Below are 23,952 nucleotides of genomic sequence, written 5' to 3'. Positions count from 1 at the left end.
CATTGGCCAAACAGGGCATTGGCCAAACAGGGCATTGGGCATTGGGGATACCTCACTTTTTTGAGAACCGCTATATAGCTTCACTAATTTAGATGAGGTCTGTCTGGTAATCGGGAATTGGTCGCGCTTGACTAAGCTCATTTTATAAGCGCCATATGAACTCGATTATCAGAAGGTTAGACGAGGTTTTTTTACCAGAAAGAATTGGTTGAAAGGCTCTCGCCGATCGGGAGAAATTAAAATCAGACTATTGATTACTCCAATCCTCTTCCTTCTAAATAGAGGTCGCTCTCAAACTGTCAACTATCAACTGTCAACTGTCAACTGTTGAAGGCGATAGCTGTTATATTAAAACGTTAAGGTAAGTTTTTACCAGAATTAAGATTAGAGTAAAATACACAAACAGAACGGGTTGTCAATATGCAATTGATTAATTATTTGACTGCTGTTTTTGGGGTAATTTGGCAGAATAGCATTTTTCACTGGGCGGCGCTAATTTTGCTGTGCGCGGCTGTTTGGGGCGAGTACACTTCTGTGAAGCAGTACCAGCGTTATGTGGGCGTCAAAAGCCGATCGACTTCTGAGGCTGTCACTTATTTGAGCTCGAAGTTAGAAAGCGGTACATCAGGGGCGATCGATCTACAGCAACCGGAAACAGCAACAGACTCTTGGAAACTTCTCCTCGACTGGTTTAGCGAGCACTTGGCGGGCGACACAATCGCAGACGGCGAGGCTTACAGGGCTCAGGTAAAATCCGGGCGGTTTCTCTTATTTCAGTATCCGGCCATTTTAGGGCGATCGGCACCTCGGAGTCAGTGGCGGTTTGTGCCCAGCGTCTTAGTAGCCCTCGGGGTTTTAGGTACATTTTACGGCATTCAAACCGGATTGCAGGATGTTAACTTGGGTTCGCTGGAAGATACCAAACAATTGCTACCCTCGATTAGCACGTTGCTGGAGGGGATGAAAACAGCGTTTTCCACTTCTCTAATGGGTTTGGGTTCTTCTAGCGTATTTACGATCGTGTTGGCTTGGGGCGATCGCGCGCGCGTTGCTAATCAATCCAATTTGCGCGCCAAATTAGATAAAATCGCGAAATTACAAACCCCCGAACAACTGTTTTCCCGCGCCAATTCCAGCGGTGGCGATGCTGAAAGTGCGATCGAATTGGCGATCGAGACAATGAGAACCGGATTTGCTCAAATCGTCGAGGCGCAAAGCAATGTGAACTCCCAGGCGATCGGACAGCAAATCGGTGTAGCAATGACCCCAGTTTTCCAAGACATCCGCCAAGAATTATCAGCACTTCAACAGATTAAATCAGACCAAGGGGAACAGATATTAAACAACCTACTTTCCGGCCTCCGCACCGAAGTAATTGAACCCGTAGTTGGGCGATTAGATCAAAGTGCCCAATTAACTCAAGAAGCATCCGAAGCTGTCAGAGAACTGAAGAACGAATTAGGCGGAATCTCTTCTAGTTTAGCACAATCAATCCTGACAATTCAAACTTTCCAGCAAGATACATTAGTACAGTTGCAAGAATTTGCCAACAACTTGCAGCAAATTTTAGGACAGTTTCAAACCGACACCCACAGCGTTTTGCAAGAAATGGCCACCGAAATACGATCGGGAGTTGGAGAAAGCATTGAAGGGATGAAAGCGCAAAGAACAGCCTTTCAAGAAAGCGCCCAAGAAGCCGCCAACACCTTTAGAGGAATCCAAGATAACTTGCAAGAATCTCTCCACACTCAAGCCGAACAAGAAAGAGAAATGCTGCAAGGTGTCGAAACCCGGATGACAAATATTTTAAATGCCACCCACTCCGCTTTTCAAACTCAGTCTGACACGCTCAAAGTAGTAGGCGACGAAGCTTCGGGATTGATGGATAAAGCCAGAGAAAATCTGGTAGGTAGCTTGCAGAATGTTGACTCAATGCTGCAAAACACCCGCGTCACAGTCCAGGAAGAATTAGACAACTTCCGGGTAACGTATCAAGCCTCTCTCCAGCAATTCTTTACCCAACAAAACAATTTACTCGAAGGAACATTAGGCAAACAGCAAAAAGGTTTAGCACAGGTTGTACTCGGCTTGCAGAAAGTTTTTCAAGAAGAATCAGAAAAACGCAAATTGATGTCGCAGCAAGTTGACCAAAGTATGAGCCAAATTTTGACAACAGCCGCAGAAGTCAGTCAGTTTGCTAATTCTGTAGGCTTGAATTCCAGCCAGCGTTTGGCACAGTTGCAGGAATTAGCAAAGATAACCGGACAAGAAGTGCTGCGGGTAGAAAGCGTTTATGAAAAAATGGCAAATCAGTTCAATACAGAAGGAGAAAGATTGCAAACTACCTATACAAATTTGGTGAATCAATTAAATGCAGCTTTGCAAGCAGAACAAGAACAAGTGCGGCGGGTAGAAAGTGCCTATCAAAACATGACAAATCAGTTCGATCGCGCGCTGGAGTTGGGCAACAATCAATTAGTTGGCTATTTGGAAAGAACTACTTCATCGCAGCACAAGTTTTTTGAAGAAGCAGATACTTCGATGGCGAAAGTGTGCAGTGGGTTGCAAGAAAGTTCCGACGGTTTGATGCAGGTTGCTCATTATTTGGTGGCTGCTGCTGATAATTTGGGGACGAAGAAACCGTAGGGTGGGTTTTACGATAACCGAGAAACACGCAGATATAAAGGTGTTCAAAAAGATAAGGTAAGTTGTTGGGCTTCAGCCCTCTTATCTAAAAGGTACGTTGTTGGGCTTCAGCCCTCTTATCTAAAAGGTACGTTGTTGGGCTTCAGCCCTATACGTTTAAAGGTACGTTGTTGGGCTTCAGCCCTCTTATCTAAAAGGTACGTTGTTGGGCTTCAGCCCTATACGCTTAAAGGTACGTTGTTGGGCTTCAGCCCTCTTAACTTAGTGGCTATATAAGCTGTCAGTCATACCTCACTTTTTTGATAACCCCTATAATAAACCCGCCCTCCATAGTTGCAATCGCTTGATATTCTGCAATCAAGCATCTTTCACCATCCAAACTAACAAGCTGAGAATATGCTCGACAGGGGGCAGCGGATAGTCGGTTAGGTCGATCGTTATTATCTGTCCCTCCAGCTTCAAAAACCGCCATTGCGTGCCGCTGGTAACGCAACCGTAGACAGCCCCAAGCAGTTGCTCTTTTGCCCGATTAAATTGTTCTACAGCCAGCATTTCTGCAATGCACTGTCCCAGCCCAGATTTCAGGTCAGATTTTTTCGCCTCAACCACAACAATTGCTGGCGCTTCCACCGTCAGTTGTTCGGGAGAACGGCTAATTAGGAAATCACAAACTCCGTTAAGTCCAACACTCGGATCGACATTGAATTCTTCGCCAGAAAACACACTAATTTGACGGTTGAGAATGCGTCGCACTTCCAGCAGGACAGGATTTATAATGACTTCAGAGCGAGCCTTTTCGGTATCTACAGCGATCGCCCAAGGTACATCCTCTAAAATTGCCAATAACTTAGAACTAGGGGCGATCGGCTCAACAGAGTCCGGGAAAAATCGGCTTCCCTCAACAATCGTCAGGTGAAAATCTCGCTTCACCTTGTCGATGCTAAACTGACTGTAGGGCATAATATTTTCTTGTTGTTTTATTCTAGAGTGTAATGTAAAATAGCAGAATATATCAAAAGTTCCACACCAATAATTATATGTCAAATATGACAGTAAAAAATCAAAATTAATACCTCACCAAAAAAATGAGAAATATATCAGATTTAGACAATGCACCGGAAATAGAAGAAGAGGAAGACTCCAGCGTACTGCTATCGATCGGCGATTTAATGTCCGGCTTGCTGATGTTGTTCGCCCTCCTGTTCATCACCGTGCAAATTCAACTTAGCGAAAAGGCGAAAATGCTCGATGAGAAAATCCTTCAGGTGGAAAAACTGCGGCAGGAATTGCAGCAATATCAAAAGGCTTTTGAAGGACTGCCGCAGATTATTGTCAATGCTTTAGAGGGAAAAGTTGGAGACAAAGATATTTTTACTGTTGACCCCGGAACCGGAGATGTCAGCATTCGCGATCGCATTTTGTTTGATAATAACAGTTCCGTCCTCAAACCCGAAGGTAAAAAGTTTTTGCAAGCCTTCATTCCCATCTATACCCAAGTGCTTTTTGCAAACAAACAGTTTGAAAAACAAATTTCTCGCGTTGTCATCGAAGGACATACCAGTTCCGCAGGTTCCGATTCCAAAAATCTGGAACTGAGTTTGCGTAGGGCTTTAGCTGTTTCTAATTATATGTTTTCCAATGAGGTTAATTTTCCTAAAAAAGCCGAATTGCAGCAAAAAGTATTAGTTTCTGGACGGGGAGAATTAGATGCGAATCCGACTCAAAATGCAGCGGGCGATCGCAAAGTCGTTTTCCGCTTCCAATTCCGCCGCGAAAACTTGAATGTTGACGTAAACCGCCAATTACCCTCGCCCGAAAGCAAAAGCCCGAATTCTACCCCTAGATAAATGCTGCGGCTTGACGAAGAATTTCACAGGTGGTACCCGCCACGTGATTTATCCGTGGAATCAATCCCAAATCTAAAATCTAAAATCCTCTCTTCCCCCGAATTTATCCGTGGGGTTAATCTAAAATCGAAAATCGAAAATCGAAAATCGATTGACCTGCGGATTTGATATAAAATGTGTGGAATTATTAGTCCTATACGCACGGGTAGCCAAACACCCTGATGAAATCGCTCTTTCCCAATCCAAAATCGAACAGCGAACATAGAAAACTGTATAACCTGTTGCTGCTATTATTTCCCGCCAGCGCATGGCTGAGCGTTTTCTTCGTTCTGCCGGTGCTAATTGTACTATTGTACAGTTTCTTAGAGCGCGGTACCTACGGCGGGATTACTTGGGTATTTACTCTCAGCAACTACCAGCGTTTGTTTAGCTGGGTTTTTTTAGGGGTAATTGGTCGATCGCTCTTTTTGGCTTTTTTGACAACCGCGGCTTGTTTGTTAGTCGGCTATCCCCTAGCATTTTTCATCGCCACCCGTCCTCCCCGCTGGCGAAATGCCTTGCTTTTGCTGATAATTATTCCATTTTGGACTAACTTTCTAGTGAGAACCTACGCCTGGATCATTCTGCTGCGGAGCGAAGGAGTAGTGAACATAGCCCTGCAAAACCTGCAAATAATTACCGAACCGTTAAACTTGCTGTTTACGCCTTTCGCTGTGGCGATCGGTCTGATTTACGGCTATTTACCTTTCATGGTTCTGCCTTTATATTCTAGCATAGAACGCTTCAATTTTTCATTAGTTGAAGCAGCTCAAGATTTAGGAGCAAATGATATTCGCACTTTTTGGCGCGTATTTTTACCGCTGACAACTCGCGGCATTGTTGCGGGTTCTATCCTCGTGTTTGTTCCCGCAGTCGGCGCTTTCATTACACCCGATATATTGGGCGGGTCGAAAACAATTATGGTGGGAAATTTGATTCAAAATCAGTTTATGAAATCCCGCGATTGGCCTTTTGGTTCGGCGCTTTCTATGCTGTTGACGGTAATAATATTAGTTCCTGTTTTAATTTACTTCCGCGTCTCCGACGAAACGGAATAAGTGGTGTGTACTGCGCGCCTTACATTTAGGTTAAGATGAGCTAATGACCAATGACTATTGACCAATGACTATTGACCAATGACTGCTGTTCGCGAGGACGCTCGCACTAATGACTATTGACTAATGACTAAAATAAAACTAGATTTATTTGTTCGGGCGATCGCCAAAAAGTGGCTTTGGGTACAAGCTGCACTAGCATTTGCCTTTCTCTACTTGCCAATTCTCATCTTAATTATTTACTCGTTTAACAGCTCCAAATTTAACGCAGTTTGGCGCGGTTTTACCCTCGATTGGTACGGCAGCTTGTTTAGCAATGCAGGCGCGACTCTTGCTACCAGCAGCAGTGCCGGAATTTTGCCAGCACTTAGCAATAGCTTGCTAATTGCAGCTATTTCGACAGCTTTAGCGACTATTTTCGGTACCATGCTCGCGCTAGCGCTTGAACGCTTTCATTTTCCGGGACGCAAAGCAGTAGAAGCTTTACTATTTTTGCCGATTATTATGCCCGAAATTACGATCGGCATTTCGCTGCTAGTTTTCTTTACCCTCGTATTTCGGATCGTAGAAAATCTTACGGGAATCCGCCTCAACCTCGGTTTACCTACAGTAATTATCGGTCACGTTGTCTTTAATATTTCATTCGTAACGATTACTGTCAGGGCGCGCTTGGCCGAACTCGATCCTCAATTAGAACAAGCAGCCTTTGACTTGGGTGCTAACGAATGGCGGACTTTTTGGCGGATTACTCTCCCTCTAATTTTGCCCGCTATTTTCAGCGCAGCACTGCTGGCTTTTACTTTGTCGCTGGACGATTTTGTCGTGACATTCTTTACCACCGGTGTCGGTTCGATGACGCTGCCGCTATTGGTTTACGGCATGATAAAATTTGCAGTGACGCCAGCAATTAATGCCATCTCAACTTTGATGTTGCTAGCTTCTTTATTGCTGGTTGTATCCTCGCTAAGAGTTAAAAGAAGTTAAAAAACTTGCTTTGTATGTCATAATTAATTTTGCCTACAACTAACAAAACCCATGAAACGCCTGCTGACTTTCTTACTTTTGTTTGTGATGAGTGCAACGGTGGTTTTCGGATGCAGCCGCACAGGCAGCAACCAGCAAGTCCTCAGCATTTACAATTATGCAACTTATATCGCTCCAGAAGCGATCGCCCAATTCGAGAAAGAGAACAATGTAAAAATTCAATACGACACTTTCGAGAACAGCGACGCACTCTACGCCAAACTCAAACAGGGAAATCCCGGTTATGATGTCATATTTCCCGCCGATTACATGGTCAGAATCATGGCAGCCGAGAATATACTTGAACCGCTAGATCCTGCAAAAATTGTTAACAAAAATAATCTCGATTCAAAATGGCTAAACCAAACATTTGACCCTGGCAATAAATATTCATTGCCCTATCAGTGGGGAACAATGGGAATTGGCTACAACATCAAAGCAACCAAGGACGAGATTAACAGTTGGGGGGCGATGTTCGATCCTAAATATACTGGAAAAATAGCATGGCAAGATGATGCCCGATACACTTTTGCAGTGGTTTTAATGTATTTAGGATTTGACCCAAATACAACTAATCCCGAAGAAATTAACAAAGCCCGCGACTTGCTGATTAAAAATAAAAATATCATTGCCGCTTTTGTCCCCGACACGGGTCAAACTCTGCTCGATCAAGGAGAAGTCAACCTGACAATGGAATGGAGCGGCGATATTTTTCAGGTGATGAAAGAGAATCCAAATCTCCGCTACGCTATTCCCAAAGAAGGAACAATTGTCTTTTCTGACAACATGGCAATTCCCAAAGGTGCACCGCACAAAGAGTTAGCTGAGAAATTTATTAACTTTATTTTGCAGCCAGAAGTAGGTGCGACAATTTCTAATTTTACCCACTATGGCTCGCCGAATAAAGCAGCAATAGACAAAGGTTTAATTGACCCGAAAGATTTGAAAAATCCCCAAATTTATCCACCGGCTGAAATTTTTGGTAAGATGAAATTCTTGCAGGATGTCGGGAAAGCAACCGCATTGTACGATCGAGCTTCGACGGAAGTTAAAGCAGGAGCAGGAAAGTAAGCATTGGTGTCAACTTAAGGTCAAACTTAACTGGTTCCAAGGAAGAGCATGGTAACGAGTAGAAAGCGAGTAACTAACTAACTGTAGGGTGCGTCAGGGGGAAAATTATTGAGTATCTCGTCACAATATTCAGCCCTGACGCACCCTACAATAACTACTACGATAGATAAGAATGCACGCCGTCGAAATTTTAGACATTTCCAAAGTATTTAAAAGTGCCAGCAGTCAAGATTTCTTGGCTGTAGACAATATCAACCTGCAAATTAAAGATCGCGAATTCTTTTCTTTGCTCGGCCCTTCCGGCTGCGGCAAAACTACAACTTTGCGAATGATTGCGGGTTTTGAAATGCCCACAGCGGGCGAAATTTACATTCACGGCCAACCGATGCGGCATCGCCCGCCATTTCACCGCCCCGTGAATACGGTATTTCAAAATTATGCTTTATTTCCGCACATGACAGTAGCACAAAATGCTGCATTTGGCTTAGAAATGGAGAATTTGCCTCCCCAAACAATTCACGATCGCGTGGTGGCAGCTTTAGCATTAGTACAGTTAACCGATGTAGAAAAACGGTATCCCCGCCAACTCTCAGGAGGGCAGCAGCAGCGAGTAGCGTTGGCGAGGGCGTTGGTTAAAGAGCCTTCTGTTTTGCTGTTGGATGAACCCTTAGGGGCCCTGGATTTGAAGTTGCGTAAAGAGATGCAATTAGAATTAAAAAAAATGCAGCGACAATTGGGAATTACGTTTATTTATGTAACTCACGATCAGGAAGAAGCGCTCACCATGTCGGACAGAATTGCTGTGATGGAGGGAGGAAAACTGCAACAAGTCGGGACGCCTGTTGAGATTTATGAATATCCTAAAACGCGGTTTGTGGCTGATTTTATTGGGGACAGCAATTTTTTGACCGGGCGAGTAGTAGAAAAGCAACAGGGTAAAATAATCGTGTTGGTTGATCAGCAGTTGCCCGTGTTAGTTGCAACATCAGAAGATTTGCCCGCTGGGAAAGTTGTTACCCTGGTGTTGCGGCCGGAAAAAGCCACTATTTATCCGGCTAATTATGATGCTGAGCATAGCTGGCCGGGAGTAGTTGAAGAGGCGATTTATATTGGCACTGACACGCGCTATACGGTGCGCCTGACTGCTAAAAGCTCGATCGCCCTTCGCCGACAAAACTTGCACAGAGATGACTTGCAGCGGCACAAAATTGGCGACAGCGTTCGAGTCGCCGTGCCGCCGGAAAGTATCTGTATTTTATAGCGACAGGAAGAAGGAAGACACGACACAGATTTGCACACGAATGCACGTATATTCTCAGTAACAGTGCGGTGCTCTTATGGGCATAGGGCATAGGGCATAGGGCATTGGACTGGAACCCGTGTACTTCACCACTACAGGCAATAACATCTTCTACGCTGGCGATCGCAAATCCATCAAAACCTTACTAATTGGATTGCCATTCTATTTCAGAGGTGCGTTACTCGCAGGCTAAATGGAACTTCTCCCTATGGGGGAAGTTCCGATTAACAAGAGTCAAAAAATCATCCATCGAAGATGTCGATTTAGTGAATCGGAGTTGAAAGCCTCCGCGCTTTTAGCCCGAAGGTAAAAACAAGAGAAAAACTCTTGTAGTTATGCACAACAAATTCCCAAACTAGCCAACTTTTAAGGTGGGGGAATTTCCGGCGAGGGGGAAGGCACCGGAATTTCCGGAGGAGTTGTTGATTCTGGCGACGGCGCGGGAATCTCCGCAGGACTCGATTCTGGGGAGGGCGAGGGACTCTCGGCACCGGGCGAGGGACTCTCGGCACCGGGCGAGGGACTCTCGGCACCGGGCGAGGGAATATCCGCAGGAGTTGGGGCGGTAGTTTCCGGCGGTGGCGGCAGTTGTTCGGGATCGGGGTTCTGGTTTTGGAGGCTCCGCACCCACAAACCTAAGCCCGCGAAGACTAGCATCAGCACCAACAGTCCCAGCAGCGGCCCCAAACGCTTCGGCTTCTGTTTTTCAACTGGTTCCGAGGCGGAGGCCGTTTCGGGGTACAGCAACTGTTTCGACGATTCAGAAAGTTGAGATTCTGGCATCCTCCCCGTTTTTTGGAGGGATACCGAGCCTGACACCGAGGGTGACATGGGTAGCGACACCGAGGGTGACATGGGTAGCGATATCGACGGCGACGCCGACGGTGCCGACGCCGTATCGAACAGTACGACTCTCTCCGGTGACATCCGACAGTAAGTCACCACTACAGAGGTGTTGTCGTAACCATTTTTCTCGTTGGCGAGGCGAACCCAAGACTGAGCAGCGGCTTCCAAGGACATTTTGCCCTCAAGTACCTCTGGGCCGTAATTCTGCCAAGATTGCTCTACCCAGTCGTTATCGCTCAAACCGTCGGAACACAGCAGCAGCAAGCCTTCCTCTTCGACAATAAATCGTTGAATCGTCGGGCGCAGAAAATCGCCGTCCCGCGTCCCCAAAGCTTGAGTGAGGGCTCCGGCATCCGATCGCAATTGAGTCTCCCAGTATAAACTGTGTCCTAGGTGCACTTCCCTAGACGCTACATCGTCGTCCACAGTTAGCCGCTGACAGTAATTGTTGCCAATCCAATAGGCGCGGCTGTCTCCAACATTGACCAAATAAAGTTCGTGACTGTTATTCGCGGGTACATCCTGAGAAACTTTCACTTTTTGAGGCAACTGGAGGGCCATCACCAAAGTGGTTCCCATGCGCTCCCGCAACTCTTTTCCTTGCTCGTTATTTTGAGCGGAAATCACATTATTCACAACTTTCACTATTTCTTCGAGTTGTTTGATGACCATTGCTGGCGCCATCAACTCTTCTTGTTCGGCGATTTCGGCGAGCAAATTTTGGATTAAAGCTTTCAGCGATTGCACGGCTAACTGACTGGCAACTTCTCCTCCTTCGTGGCCTCCAACCCCGTCGCAAACCATTGTCAAGTAAGGAATTAGTTTGTCATTTCCGGCACTTTTTATCGATTGAAAATCAGCAGCAGTCGGATAGCAACTATCTTCATTTTGGGAGCGCTGCGGCCCGGTATCGGTGATGCCGACTACTTCTAAATGCAGGGGCAATTTAGCAGCTTGTTCTAATAGTAAATCGTTAAGTTCCAGGGCGATCGCATCTAAGTTCATGCTGCTGCGGCGCATAAACAGACAAATCTCTCCGAGTTTCGACTGTACCTCAGGCTGCGCCGAGTCCACCAAACCAGACCACACATCTCCCAAATCCTTCAGCGTCGGTACAAAATTACCTCGATGCAGTTCCACCAGACGCACCCGCCAACCTTCCACGCGCAAATTTTCCGGTACCAGCAAACTCGCAGCGACTCCTTGTTCGGAAAGCGGCGCCCACAGTTGGAGCATTTGCCACAGCCAGTAAACTTGGCGCGTGGCACTTGTCTGAGCCCAAGCTTGTAGAATAGAAGGATACAGGCTACCGAAATTATTGACCGGCACATTTTCCAACAACAGCACCTCTGTGGCTTCTGCTGCTTCCCCGAGCGAACAAAAGCCGTATACTTCGGGCGTATGCAGCCGCTGGGGATACAAATGCAGGTAAGGCATAATTCTATCCGGCAGTTGTTCGGGGACGCTAGGAGGAATAGACGGACGGCTGTCGAGCCAGATTTGGGGTGCAATGACAAAATATCGATCGGCGATTATCTTACCCGCCGGCACTTCCTCGACTGTGGGGCCCACCGCCCACAAATAGCGATAAATTAAATCGGTTTCGCAAGCTGCACACTTCTGGCTGCCAAAGCTATTGCCGGGATCGGAACAGCTCAGATTCGGGCAATAAATCGGTTCGGAGAAACTACTGATCATATCGAAATAGTTTGTGTAAAAACATTCTGAAGATATATGATTGCCACGCTCAAATTCAGGAACTTGAGAATAAACTGATTTTAGCCCCTATCAATTTCTTAACTGCCTTTGGGGCACGAGAAATTGTAGTTGCTGCCGGTGGACACCGGCTAAAATTGTAATTTAAGTTACTAAAATCTGACTTTGAGTACAATGGAAGCCTCAACCTGGTACCGCGATGTGAACAATCGCGATCGGGCTAGCAAGTCATAAAGCCTTGCAGAGTCAGTCGTTGGCAATTCTTAAATCTCAAATTTCAAATCTAAGATATTTCATAGTATCACCAATTCTTTTTATGTTCTGGACTCCCACGCTCCTTTGGTTGCTAGTTGGGGCTTTGCTCTGTTTGGCAGAGCTATTTCTCCCCACTGCTTTTGTTGCTTTTATCCTGGGACTGAGTGCCTTCGCCGTCGCTGGATGCTCTCTAGTTTTACCTTACGTTAATTTACAAATATTCCTGTGGATGGTATTTTCGACAGTTTTTGTGCTGCTGTCCCGGCGATTGATACCAAAAGGCAAGGCATGGGCGATCGCAGATTCTGACGAAGCTAAAACTTTAACAGAAATTCTCCCAGGAGAATCGGGGCGAGTGATTTATGAGGGGAATTCTTGGCAAGCTCGCTGCGAAGACACTTCTACCGCTATCCCCCCCAACCAAAACGTGATAGTCGTCGGCAGGAAAGGCACTACTCTGATAGTTTTACCAGAACATTTGCTGCATTCTTAAAAAAGATGTGGAATTGGGAATTAGAAATTGGTAGTTGGGCATAGGGCATAGGGCATTGGGCATTGGGCATTGGGCATTGGGCATTGGGAATTGGGAATTGGGAATTGGGCATTGGGCATTGGGAATTGGCACTAACAAATAACCAATAACAAATAACCAATAACAAATAACCAACAGTCAATATTTAACAGTCAAGATTTATAGGAGGCGACCGTGGAACAATTGTTTTTACTCGTATTTTTAGCACTGGGCGGCTCAGCGATCGCAGGTTCCGTCAAGATTATCAATCAGGGAAATGAAGCGCTGGTGGAAACTTTAGGAAAATACAGCGGCAAGAAACTCGAACCTGGTTTGAATTTTGTCACACCGTTTCTCGATCGCGTCGTTTACGAACAAACAATTAGGGAAAAAGTCTTAGACATTCCCCCGCAAGCTTGTATCACGCGCGATAATGTTTCTTTCACCGTGGATGCTGTAGTTTACTGGCGGATTGTGGACTTGGAAAAAGCCTGTTACAAAGTCGAAAATCTTCAGTCAGCAATGGTGAATATGGTGCTGACTCAAATTCGCGCCGAAATGGGTCAACTCGACCTCGAACAAACGTTTACAGCCCGTTCTCAAATTAATGAAATCTTGCTCAGAGATTTAGATATTGTGACCGATCCTTGGGGAGTGAAAGTAACGCGGGTGGAATTGCGCGATATTATCCCTTCTAAAACTGTACAGGAATCGATGGAATTGCAGATGGCAGCCGATCGCCGAAAACGAGCGGCAATTCTGACATCCGAGGGCGAACGCGAGTCAGCAGTTAACAGCGCCAAAGGTAAAGCCGAAGCGCAGGTTTTGGATGCGGAAGCGCGGCAAAAAGCGACTATTTTGGAGGCGGAAGCTCAACAAAAGGCGATCGTGCTGAGAGCGCAAGCAGAACGCCAAAGTCAGGTTTTGAAAGCTCAAGCTACTTCTGAGGCTTTACAAATTATCGGTAAAACTCTACAAAATGACCCCAAGTCCCGCGAAGCTTTACAGTTTTTGTTAGCTCAAAACTATCTGGATATGGGATTAAAAATTGGCAGCAGCGATAGCAGCAAGGTGATGTTTATGGATCCGCGCAGTATCCCGGCTACGATGGAAGGATTGCGATCGATTGTTGGGGAAGGTAATAGTAATGAGGTGAAAAAATAGAAAGAAAGAGACGGCGATTGAAATCGCTTCTACACAAACGATGTCCGCCTCCGCGGACTAAGAATTAATTCAACCCGCGGAGGCGGGTTTCGTCTTTATAGCAGCGATTTCAATCGCCGAGTAAGTATCTTCTTCCTTCTTCCTTCTTCCTTCTTCCTTCTTCCTTCTTCCCTAAGATTCTTGAGCGAGAGTACATCGATCGCACAATCCAAAAAATTCCAAAGTATGATAATAAATTTTGAAAGAATGAGATTGTTGTAATTGGCTTTCTAGGTGGTGTACGGGGCATTCGTCGATCGTAATAGACGCACCGCATTCGAGACAAGTAAGGTGATGTTGGTCTTGGTGGGCGGCACCGTAGAGAGATTCGCCACTAGCAAGCGTTCTGACTTGCACGAAGCCCTCCCGCTTTAAACCGTCGAGGGAGCGGTAAACTGTTGCTAAGCCCATGCTGTGGTCGCTGTTACGCAGTTCTAGGTAGATATCTTGCGCTGAGAGCGATCGATTCAAGTGCTTGAGCAAGTGTAAAATACGCTCCTGACTGCGGGTGCGGTTGGTTCTCATAATTTTTTTGTCTAATCGGCTGGAATCAAATCTATCGCTGTTTCTAGGCTAGCTTAATTCGGGGCAGCAAAGGGCGATCGGCTTCCCGCCCGCGTTGTAGAATGAGGTGGCCGTAAATTTCGCATCACCTACACATTGCTGTGACTCAAAAATATTTTGCCCAAATCTATGTTACCCTCCGCCCTTCGGTTTTAGACCCGGCCGGTACTGCCGTACAGTCTGGTTTGCAACACATGGGATACGACAATGTTGAGCGCGTGCGGATCGGGAAGTACGTTGAATTGACGCTGACTGCTGCGGATGAGTCGGAGGCGCGCGAACAACTCGATCGCGTTTGCGACCAACTTTTGGCCAATCCAGTGATTGAAAACTATCGCGTTGAGTTGACTGAAATTCCTGTTGCTGTCGAGACAGCAGGGGTATAAAAATGAAATTTGGAGTTATTGTTTTTCCGGGTTCAAATTGCGATCGCGATGTGGTGTGGGTAACTCAAGGGTTGCTGCACCAACCGACGCGGATGATTTGGCACGAAGATACCGATATTTCGGATATTGACATCATTGTAGTTCCCGGTGGTTTCAGTTACGGAGATTATTTGCGGTGTGGCGCGATCGCCCGTTTTTCTCCGGCGATGCAGGCTACGGCGGAACACGCGAAACAAGGAAAGCTTGTACTCGGCATCTGCAACGGTTTTCAGGTGTTGACTGAAGCTGGTTTGCTCCCCGGTGCTCTGGTGCGGAATGCGGGATTGCATTTTATTTGCGATCGCGCTTCCTTGAAAGTCGAACGCGGTAATACGCCGTGGACTTCGGCTTATACTTCGGGTGAAATCATCGATTTGCCGATCGCCCACGGGGAGGGCAATTATTATGCTGATGCGGATACTTTGGCAGAGTTAGAAGAACACGATCAAGTGTTGTTTCGCTACTGTACAAGTACCGGAGAAATTAGCGCTGCTGGTAATCCGAATGGTTCGTTAAATAATATCGCAGGCATTTGTAATCGCCAGGGCAATGTGTTAGGAATGATGCCACATCCTGAGAGGGCATCCGATCCAATGTTGGGCGAAACTGATGGAGTAAAATTGTTTCAAGGGTTGCTGATGGCAACAGTTGCTGCTGTTTTATAACTGTGGAACAGGCATCCTGCCTATTCTTGACAAGTTTTTTGGAAGATTAACTGGTTCCCAGGCTCCAGCCTGGGAACCCATATCCCCCTCTTTGCAACAGGCAAGATGCCTGTTCCACAAGAAATTTACTCTTTGTGGAACAGGCATCTTGCCTGTTCATGAAAGATGGACTAAAAGGCAGTGAGCAAGATATAATTATTAACAACTATTTAAAAGAGAAATGTTTATTTTATGTCCTTAGTTAATACCAAAACTCGGCTACTCGGCTGTAGTGCCATATATATCGTTGGTCAATGTCTCTCCACCGCCCTCGCCAGCCCCGCAGCCGGCATGGTGACAGGGGTACTCGGTGGCCCGGTAGGAGTGTTAGGGGCTAATATTTTGGCAACTATTGTCGCTGATATTATGGGGAATATCACGGCGGGCGAGTTGGGAAACAAGTTGGCGCAGCGGGTTGGCAAAAATGCGGATATTCTCAAAAATGGCGATTTGACTGCGGCGGCTGGAGAAGCTATCAGCCGTCTCCTGAAAAAAGTTGCTGAGTCTGAGGAAGTTATTGTCATTGCTGAACGAAATCACCTGCGTTATGCTGAAGCTGATTTTCAATATTTAGCTAAGAAAACAGTTGCTTACTGGGAGGCAATTGATGCCAAAACTGACAGTGATACAAATCCTTTGAATTTTTCTGATTCGGAACTTGCGAAGATTTTTTCGGCTGATAGAAATCAGTTTTTTGAAGTTACGGGATTGCAGGTGCAAGATTGGCAAGATTTTTTGGGAGATTTTGCGACGAAGGAAAACAAAACTTTGCATCCCGAATTGATTGGATATGCGGCGGCGCAACTGCACGAGTTTTTCCCGAAAGCGTTTTGCGAAGTGCTCAAACAAGATGCGGAGACTGGCGGCAGACAATTTGCGGGAATGCAGTTGATTTTGCACCGCGAAACTTTGGCGGAATTGCAAAGTTTGGGGCTGCAAAATGGGCAAGTTTTGCAAAGGTTGCAGGCTTTGGCAACGCGGGAGCAAATTTGCGAAGTCATGGGGAAATTGGAAGTTATCGAAACTATCCGCGATGAGTTGGCAGAAGTTCGGGCATTGCTGGAAAGATATATCGATCCTGCTGCGCCGAGTTTGCCGATTCCGGTTAAGTCAGAGACGATTATTCGGGACAGAATTAAAGACTTTACCGGTCGGAAATTTGTGTTTGAAGCAATTAATGAGTTTCTGAGGACAAAGCAAAAAGGCTATTTTGTTTTGGAGGCGGAACCGGGTGTTGGGAAAAGTGCGATTATGGCTGCCTGTGTGGTGATGTTGAAGCGCCGCTGCATTACTCATTTCAACTCGCAACCGGACGGGATTGTCAGCGCTGAAACTTTTTTGGAAAATGCTTGCACTCAGTTGATTGAAGGTTTTGGTCTTAAAAGTAAGTATCCGCGACTGCCGGAAAATGCCATAAAAAACAATACCTTTCTATGCGAGTTGCTGAAGGAAGTTAGCGATAAGTCTAGCAGGGACAAAAAAATAATTTTTGTGGTGGATGCGCTGGATGAAGTTGATTGGAAGGCTCAAATTAGGAACAGTAATGTTTCGTATTTGCCTAATGATTTGCCGGATAACGTCTATTTTATTGTCTCGAAGCGGCCGGAATTTCTGACAATGCCGACAGCTAACAAGACGGTTTTTGATTTGATGAAATACAGTGCTGAAAGTCTGGAAGATGTCAAGGCTTATCTGGCAAAACGCACAGAGAGAAGCGAGTTAATTCAGGATTGGATTAAGAGTCGAAATTTGCAGCGGGAACAGTTTGTGACGGCGGTAGCCCAAAAAAGCGAAAAGAAATTTATCTACCTCCGCCACGTACTTGATGAGATTGAAGGCGGCACGTACAATGATGTGAATTTAAACGATTTGCCAGCGGGTTTGGAGGAATATTATCAAAAACACTGGGGACAGATGATGGGACGGGAAGACGATCCTCTGCTGGAATTGAAGGTGAGGATTATCTATTTCCTGTCGCAAGCAGAGGAAGCAGTTTCTGGTCGCTGGTTGGCTAAATCTGCCCGCGAGCAAAATGTTATGAAAGTACAGCAGGTACTAAAGAAATGGGATTCTTTTTTGCGAAAGGAGAAAGTAGGGAAGGAAACTCGATACACTATCTATCACAACAGTTTTCGGCAGTTTCTGGAAGCGGATGAAACTGTGCAGTCGGCGGGAATAACACTGGATGACATTAACGATGACATTAGTGATAGCTCTACAGAAGGAGCGCCGCTATGAGTAATTTCAGTGTGTGGTTGGGGCAGCAGTGTCAGGAAGAACGAGATTTGCTGTTGAAATACCAACCGAAGAGATTTGCGAAACGGGGGAAGTTTGGTGATTATTATCGTTGGATGACGAGTTTTGGTTTTATTGAGGCGAAGTTGGAATTGTTGGGTGTGCAGCCGCTGATTGAGGATTACGATTTAGCGAGAATTTCTGATGTGTTGTTGTCGCCGGAGCAAACTCAAACGCTGAAATTGATTCAAGGGGCAATTCGCAAGTCGGCGCACGTTTTGGAAAGGGATAAAACGCAACTTGTAGGACAGTTGTTGGGGAGGTTGCTGGATTTTGAAATGCCTGAGATTCAAAGGTTGTTGGAACAGGCAAAGCAGTCGAAAGAGAGTGTTTGGTTGCGGCCTTTGAAGGCTAATTTAGAGCTGGCAAATGAAGGGGCATTGCGGACACTTGTCGGTCATAGTAAGTGGGTAAATGCAGTGGCGATCGCACCCGACGGCCTCACGGCGATTTCCGCATCAGGGGATAACACCCTGAAAATCTGGGACATTGACAGTGGTACCGAACTTAGAACCCTCACCGGTCATACTAACTCGGTAAATGCAGTGGCGATCGCACCCGACGGCAAAACCGTGATTTCCGCATCTGGTGATAACACCCTAAAAATGTGGGACATCGAAACAGGCACGGAACTATTAACCCTCGCTGGTCATACTAGCTGCGTAAATGCAGTAGCGATCGCACCCAACAGCAAAACTGCGATTTCCGCTTCAGACGATCGCACCCTGAAAATCTGGCACACCAAGACAGGTACCGAAATTAGAACCCTCAGGGGTCATACTAGATATGTAAATGCAGTGGCGATCGCACCAGACGGAAAAACAGCGATTTCCGCTTCATGGGATCACACCCTGAAAATCTGGGACATTGAGAGCGGCACCGAAGTTAGAACCCTTATCGGTCATACTAGCTCGGTAACGGCAGTGGCGATCGCACTAGACGGAAAAACAGCGATTTCCGCTTCATGGGATCACACCCTGAAAACCTGGGATACCAAGACAGGCACCGAACTTAGAACCCTGATCGGTCATATTAGCTGGGTAAATGCAGTGGCGATCGCACCAGACGGAAAAACAGCGATTTCCGCTTCATTTGATAAAACCCTGAAAATCTGGGACATTGAGAGCGGCACCGAACTTTTAACCCTCACCGGTCATACTGACTCGGTAACGGCAGTGGCGATCGCCCCAGACGGAAAAACCTTGATTTCCGGTTCAGGGGAAGAGGATAAAACCCTGAAAATCTGGGATACCGAGACAGGCACCGAACCTACAACTCTCACCGGTCATACTAGCTATGTAAATGGAGTGGCGATCGCACCCGATGGCAAAACAGCGATTTCAGCTTCATTTGATAACACCCTGAAAATCTGGGACACCGAGACAGGCACCGAAGTTAGAATCCTTATCGGTCATACTAGCTCGGTAACGGCAGTGGCGATTGCACCCGATGGAAAAACAGCAATTTCCGCTTCCTGGGATGAAACCCTGAAAATCTGGGACACTGAGACAGGCACCGAACTTAAAACCCTTACCGGTCATGCTGGTGAGGTAGCAGCAGTGGCAATCGCAGCAGACGGCAAAACAGCGATTTCCACTTCACAAGATGGAGCTTTAACTGTCTGGGAAATCCATAGCGGAACTAAACTCAGAACTCTTATGGATCATGATGGCTTGGTAAATGCCTTCGCGATCGCACCGGACGGCAAAACAGCAGTTTCTTTTTCGGGAGATTTCAACCTCAAAATTTGGGACACAGACAGCGGTAGGGAACTGAAAACTCTTACCGGTCATACTGGTGAGGTAACAGCAGTCGCGATCGCACCAGACGGCAATACAGCGATTTCGGCTTCGTACGATGAAACCCTCAAAATCTGGGATCTGACCAACAGTAGGGAACTGAAAACTTTCACCAATCATACTCGTTCGGTATCGGCTTTCACGATTGTGCCTGACGGCCTCATGGCAATTTCAGCTTCATCGGATAACTCTCTCACAGTATGGGATTTGCTTATTGGCAAAGACGTTGCTAGTTTCAACGGAGATTATATGTTTGCTGGCTGTGCGATCGCCACTGATGGAGTGACAGTTGTAGCGGGCGATCGATCGGGTCGAGTGCATTTCTTGCGCTTGGAGGGAGTTAAACAGTTGACAGTTGACAGTTGACAGCGAGGTGTTTTTATTGAATCTGTGGGGTGTAACGCGTCTTTTTGTCAAAAACCCAGTTTCTAGACCCCCGCCTTCCACCAAAGAAACTGATTTTTTGCCCGAATCTGTCGGTTGTAGCGAAGTATTTCGTAAAAAACCCGGTTTCTGGCGCCGCGCGATCGGGTTTTTTGTGGATGGGCGATCGCATTTTATGATTCAGAGATACTATTTGGATCGATCGGCACAATTCCTTCGTTAGCGTAGCGAGTAAAATCCTTAACATTTAGCGTCAAAATATGTGCTGCACCGTTTGCTTTCATAATAGCCACAAGACGAGCATCATGTACCTGAACTCCCGAAACTCTGTAGGTGACAACTAACCTACGCCACTCGGAGTATGTTAAATTTGTGTCGGGAAACAACGGAAAAAGACGCTCGATCCGCTGTAACTGGCGATCGGCATCAGTAGGAGTCAACCCAAAGCCATTTTTCTCGATCGGGCGAGTCACAACATTCCAAAACTCAACGCAGTTTTGTGATGCTACTTGCAGTTTATATCCATCCTGTCGCAATTTTTTGACGGCACTTCGGATTACAGGATATAAAGGATGAGAGCGATCGGCAAACCTGAGCAGAATATTCGTATCTACAAGACATAACATTACTATGGATGATCCTCATAGATACCAGCACGACTCACCGCAAAATCCGATAGCATAGGGACATTTACTCCCCTGTTTTTAATGGAATCATCAGCCAATTCATCTAAAAGTATTTCAAACTCGCGATCGCCGATTTCTGCATCAGCATCACTTACTGTTGACAACAGACCTGACGTTGACTTCCAAGTTAGAAAATCAACAAAATTAAGAACAACTTCTAGCTGCGGTTTAGCTAAATAACGCAGCTTATCTACAATGCTTTCAATTACAGCTTCCATACTTTTATAGTTGAGCTTTAATTGTGATATATCTCCCACAATCTTAGTATAAATATTACATTTTGTCAAATTCAACCAATTTTAGAAGCTCGGCGGTTGGAAACCGCGTCTACACAAACGATGTCCGCCGGACGCCGACGAAGAGGGTATTCGGAGCTCGAAAATTATCGGGTGAAATCTTCAACCCGCGGAGGCGGGTTTTGTCTGTGTAGCAGCGGTTTCCAACCGCCGGGGTTTTTGGGATTTTCGCATTTTTGGATTGATGGGCGATCGCATTTGAGAGAAATGTGCGATCGAATTTGAAATCGGAGTTAAAAACCCGGCGGTTGGAAACCGCGTCTACACAAACCATGTCCGCCTCCGCGGACGAAGAAATATGGAATTTGAGATAAATGTGCGATCAACTCTTCAACCCGCGGAGGCGGGTTTTGTCTGTGTGCCCGTAAAACTTCGCGGTTTCCAACCGCCGGGATTCCAACCGCCGGGTTTCTGGGATTGCTTCGTTCCTCGCAATGACAGATTAGAAACTAATCATCCTCATCCAATCCCAGCGGCACAAAATACTGACTGTAAACCACACTATCCGGTGCCCACAGCGGCCGCCAATAAACACTTTGAATCACCGCCTTCTCCCCATCACCCTCAGCAGGCCACTGAAAACTGACGATCGCCATATTGCCATAACCCACAATCTCATCACCCTCTTGCAGCCATCGATTCCGCCACAACAGCGCTATCAAATTCCACAAACGACGCAACATTAATAACAGTTTATTTTTAGGCAATATACTTGACATATCACCGTCTTCATGCTGCAAAAACACCCGAGATTTTTGCCGCTTCATCCAGTCAACTCGATAGCCCCAATCAGGAAAAGATTGCCTATCCCTCACAGCAGCCACCACAGCCTTCTTTCTGCCACGCCTCGGAATCTTCACCAACTCCAGCGGCTCATTCCATCCCAAACGTTCGTGCGATCGCTCAGGAAACAACGACTTAATCTTAGTATGAATTACATGAGTTGTCCACTCCTCATTAATAAAAGCACTAGCCGTTAACTGCGCCAAAACAGACAATCTTTGACTCGCAATTTTCAACTCTCCATTCACCCCAGATACAGACGGTAAACGCTCAATCTCAGAGCGAGAATCGCCAAAATGACAATCCGACCAATAACTCAACCGCACAGCACCAGCATAGTGGATATCCCCCGTCAAAACAATCACCCGATCGCGCTGCTTAAAAAACTCCGACAACAGCTTCACAAAAGCCAACTCATGAAAATTCCAAGCATCCCCCGCATCGGTATTAAAAACCTTTCCCTGTTCCACATCCCGCCTTTGCACCGCATCAATAATCCATAAACCCACCAAATTAGTCGGCACCACAACCAGCGTCGCCTCGATCGCAAATTCCCCAGATTTATTCAGCAACTCAGTCTCCCGCAAAGGCTGCTGAATTTGCTCATCAAAACCTTTGTGAGTCAAAAGCATCGGCGGGGCGATCGCACTTTCGGGCGGATAGCCCCGCCAAGTCCGCGTATCCAGCACAATCACCTCATGCTTAAAACTTCTGATCGTAAAATGCCAATCCAACACATCCTCATCCCGATCCAAAATCAAAACATCATCATCTAACTTAAATTTCGGCAAACCAGTTTCCATATCAACCGCCGGAATCCCCAAATACCCAGCAGCCTCATCCCAAACACCAACATCAGTCCCCGCCGAATCCGACCACTTTTTAGCAGCTTTTAATAACTTATCTCCTACTCTTCCATACTCGAACTGTGCGGGCGTATTTCCCCAACTCTGAAACACAGTATAAGCCAGCAAAGCATTCTGCACCACCCGGCGGCCCAGCGGCTTCCCCAACACCCGGTAACACCACTCTCGATTCAAAAAGCAATCATCGCTAACATCATGGTCATCGCAAATCATATAAGTAGAAATATTAGCCAGCGCCCGCCTCACTCGCCACAAATTGCGACAAAAACCGTCAAGTTCTACAACTTCTCTATCCCAGACTTTTGCTTGCTTAGAATCTTGACAAATATCGTTACCCTTCGGAAAACTATCGCACCAAAGCACAGGAGACCAAACTAACAAATACATCGCGCAATATTCGCCCAAACCAAACAAGTGACTTTTAGCCTTATCCGGTTTATTCACCAACATCGCCGTAAAACCGCCAAAATCTCTAGCAATATCGCTGCGAGTCCCCGGCTGCAACTCAATTGGTTTTTTGTATTCAGACTCAGCATCAGACGCTTTCTGAATTGCCGATTCTCTAAAAATTTCCCTCTCTTGGCGAATTACATTTTTCTTTTCCGATTTCTTAGGTATACTGGTACACAAATTCTTTTTTATTTGGGCATCATTCATCAGGGGCAGATTCTCTTCCCAGCCCAACAGTGTATCGCCAGCATCAGTCAAGGCCCACAGCATCGCATCGGCAACGTCATCGCCGTAAATTTGGTCACCCGTTAAAAACAGTTGGTGGGGGCGGAAATTTGCCATACCTGCAAACTGTTCGATCGAATTATCCAAGATTGGCAGCGCATCTCTGCCGTCTCCGTGGGGCTTGCGACAAGAACCGTGCACTATACGCAAATAGTTTAAATCCCTCGGTGGCAGGGCAAAAGTCGGCAACCCGTGAGCGAAATAACCGATCGTCTGCGGCCCCAAAACTGACAAATCAGCAGCAGTCGGCCACAGACAAGAAAGGAGATTTTCCTGCTCATTTTCTGGGACTCCCACCGACGGCGACTCCTGACTCCCCGCAAACTCAATGTCATAAGCATAAATTTGCCCGTATGTCAAGATATCTCTGTCGATTGGTTTAGCAGTCACGGCCGCTACGTGCAGGTATTTGCCAAGCCGCACAGTAGAGCTAGCACCTTGCAGCAAGGGCGTACCGACAATTTCACCAGTGCCGCCCTCAGTCGCATAAACCTTGAGTTCGACTTGACGGGGTGCTTTCAAAGCCAGCCAAACTGTTACGCCCCCAGTTTCAATTCGGCGCAAAATCGGGCCTGCAAGAATCAGCGGCAAATGATGAATTCGATGATTTAATGGTGTCCACGACATAGGAATTAAACAAATAAAAATTAAATAACGGGTTTTTGGCAAAGTATCTGTCAGCCGATTTGAGATTTGAGATTTACTCCATATATCAATCTGGAAGCTTGAACTAGGATCTGAAATTTGGAGCTCACCACTATAGGACTACGTGGCACGGTATCCGTTTTTCGGTTCCTTCTTCCACTTAGGGAGCACCACAGAATGATTGATCCTATAATGACCCAAAGATAATTTCAGTGTGCAGCGTATCTTATGTCTCTAAAATCTATCATGAAACTGACC

19 protein-coding genes are annotated in these 23,952 nt (G+C 46.3%); 12 read left to right on the top strand and 7 right to left on the bottom strand.

Features of this window, described 5'->3' with window-relative positions; genetic code table 11:
* Window positions 1–420: 420 nt before the first annotated feature.
* On the top strand, window positions 421–2,646 hold the full coding sequence (locus JGK11_RS16665) for a hypothetical protein (RefSeq protein ID WP_293197882.1): 2,226 nt from the start codon (window positions 421–423) through the stop codon (window positions 2,644–2,646).
* Between the two features lie 357 nt (window positions 2,647–3,003).
* Here JGK11_RS16665 and JGK11_RS16660 read toward each other — a convergent pair whose 3' ends face one another.
* Window positions 3,004–3,606: a hypothetical protein gene (locus JGK11_RS16660; RefSeq protein WP_293212307.1), complete on the bottom strand. Its 603-nt coding sequence runs from the start codon at window positions 3,604–3,606 to the stop codon at window positions 3,004–3,006.
* Between the two features lie 125 nt (window positions 3,607–3,731).
* On the opposite strand from JGK11_RS16660, the gene JGK11_RS16655 reads away from it, so the two are divergent.
* The 5 genes from JGK11_RS16655 (at window position 3,732) to JGK11_RS16635 (ending at window position 8,942) form a co-directional block, all read left to right on the top strand.
* Window positions 3,732–4,493 (top strand): OmpA family protein, encoded by a 762-nt coding sequence (locus tag JGK11_RS16655; RefSeq protein WP_293178297.1) that lies wholly within the window; start codon window positions 3,732–3,734, stop codon window positions 4,491–4,493.
* 221 nt (window positions 4,494–4,714) lie between these two features.
* A complete protein-coding gene (locus JGK11_RS16650) occupies window positions 4,715–5,590 on the top strand; it encodes an ABC transporter permease (protein ID WP_293197885.1) in 876 nt (291 codons plus the stop codon).
* Window positions 5,591–5,713: 123 nt separating this feature from the next.
* Entirely contained in the window at window positions 5,714–6,571 is an 858-nt protein-coding gene (locus JGK11_RS16645; protein WP_293212305.1) for an ABC transporter permease, read from the top strand.
* 51 nt (window positions 6,572–6,622) lie between these two features.
* Complete coding sequence (locus JGK11_RS16640; protein ID WP_293178288.1) at window positions 6,623–7,681, top strand: spermidine/putrescine ABC transporter substrate-binding protein; 1,059 nt, start codon at window positions 6,623–6,625, stop codon at window positions 7,679–7,681.
* 172 nt (window positions 7,682–7,853) lie between these two features.
* Entirely contained in the window at window positions 7,854–8,942 is a 1,089-nt protein-coding gene (locus tag JGK11_RS16635) for an ABC transporter ATP-binding protein (RefSeq protein WP_293178285.1), read from the top strand.
* Between the two features lie 405 nt (window positions 8,943–9,347).
* Here JGK11_RS16635 and JGK11_RS16630 read toward each other — a convergent pair whose 3' ends face one another.
* Window positions 9,348–11,525 (bottom strand): protein phosphatase 2C domain-containing protein, encoded by a 2,178-nt coding sequence (locus JGK11_RS16630; protein ID WP_293178282.1) that lies wholly within the window; start codon window positions 11,523–11,525, stop codon window positions 9,348–9,350.
* Window positions 11,526–11,859: 334 nt separating this feature from the next.
* On the opposite strand from JGK11_RS16630, the gene JGK11_RS16625 reads away from it, so the two are divergent.
* Both JGK11_RS16625 and JGK11_RS16620 read left to right on the top strand, forming a co-directional pair.
* Complete coding sequence (locus JGK11_RS16625) at window positions 11,860–12,291, top strand: NfeD family protein (protein WP_293178279.1); 432 nt, start codon at window positions 11,860–11,862, stop codon at window positions 12,289–12,291.
* Between the two features lie 213 nt (window positions 12,292–12,504).
* Entirely contained in the window at window positions 12,505–13,473 is a 969-nt protein-coding gene (locus JGK11_RS16620; RefSeq protein ID WP_293178273.1) for an SPFH domain-containing protein, read from the top strand.
* 171 nt (window positions 13,474–13,644) lie between these two features.
* Here the strand turns inward: JGK11_RS16620 and JGK11_RS16615 are convergent, their stop codons facing one another.
* Window positions 13,645–14,037 carry a Fur family transcriptional regulator gene (locus tag JGK11_RS16615; protein ID WP_293143880.1) on the bottom strand — a complete coding sequence of 131 codons (393 nt, stop codon included), beginning with the start codon at window positions 14,035–14,037 and terminating at the stop codon, window positions 13,645–13,647.
* Window positions 14,038–14,177: 140 nt separating this feature from the next.
* Here JGK11_RS16615 and purS point away from each other — a divergent pair, with 140 nt between their 5' ends.
* The 4 genes from purS (at window position 14,178) to JGK11_RS16595 (ending at window position 19,665) form a co-directional block, all read left to right on the top strand.
* Complete coding sequence (gene purS / locus JGK11_RS16610; RefSeq protein ID WP_293178270.1) at window positions 14,178–14,462, top strand: phosphoribosylformylglycinamidine synthase subunit PurS; 285 nt, start codon at window positions 14,178–14,180, stop codon at window positions 14,460–14,462.
* Window positions 14,463–14,464: 2 nt separating this feature from the next.
* Window positions 14,465–15,166, top strand: coding sequence for a phosphoribosylformylglycinamidine synthase subunit PurQ (gene purQ, locus JGK11_RS16605; RefSeq protein ID WP_293178265.1), 702 nt, complete (start codon window positions 14,465–14,467; stop codon window positions 15,164–15,166).
* Window positions 15,167–15,397: 231 nt separating this feature from the next.
* Window positions 15,398–17,443, top strand: coding sequence for an ATP-binding protein (locus JGK11_RS16600; protein ID WP_293212304.1), 2,046 nt, complete (start codon window positions 15,398–15,400; stop codon window positions 17,441–17,443).
* Window positions 17,440–19,665, top strand: a complete 2,226-nt coding sequence (locus tag JGK11_RS16595) for a hypothetical protein (RefSeq protein ID WP_293212301.1) — start codon at window positions 17,440–17,442, stop codon at window positions 19,663–19,665. Before JGK11_RS16600 ends, JGK11_RS16595 begins: the two co-directional genes overlap by 4 nt.
* 191 nt (window positions 19,666–19,856) lie before the next feature.
* Here JGK11_RS16595 and JGK11_RS16590 read toward each other — a convergent pair whose 3' ends face one another.
* From JGK11_RS16590 to JGK11_RS16575, 4 genes are all read right to left on the bottom strand, one after another.
* Window positions 19,857–20,309, bottom strand: a complete 453-nt coding sequence (locus JGK11_RS16590; RefSeq protein WP_293212300.1) for a PIN domain-containing protein — start codon at window positions 20,307–20,309, stop codon at window positions 19,857–19,859.
* Window positions 20,310–20,311: 2 nt separating this feature from the next.
* Window positions 20,312–20,587: a hypothetical protein gene (locus JGK11_RS16585; RefSeq protein ID WP_293212299.1), complete on the bottom strand. Its 276-nt coding sequence runs from the start codon at window positions 20,585–20,587 to the stop codon at window positions 20,312–20,314.
* Between the two features lie 109 nt (window positions 20,588–20,696).
* Window positions 20,697–20,939, bottom strand: a complete 243-nt coding sequence (locus tag JGK11_RS16580; protein WP_293212298.1) for a hypothetical protein — start codon at window positions 20,937–20,939, stop codon at window positions 20,697–20,699.
* A gap of 175 nt (window positions 20,940–21,114) precedes the next feature.
* Window positions 21,115–23,676: a PhoD-like phosphatase gene (locus JGK11_RS16575; RefSeq protein WP_293212297.1), complete on the bottom strand. Its 2,562-nt coding sequence runs from the start codon at window positions 23,674–23,676 to the stop codon at window positions 21,115–21,117.
* Window positions 23,677–23,952: the final 276 nt, after the last annotated feature.

It is taken from the genome of Microcoleus sp. PH2017_34_RAT_O_A, from assembly GCF_020737885.1.
GTDB lineage: Bacteria > Cyanobacteriota > Cyanobacteriia > Cyanobacteriales > Microcoleaceae > Microcoleus.
Note: the sequence above shows the minus strand (reverse complement) of the source record. Positions and strands in the feature narration are given on the sequence as shown.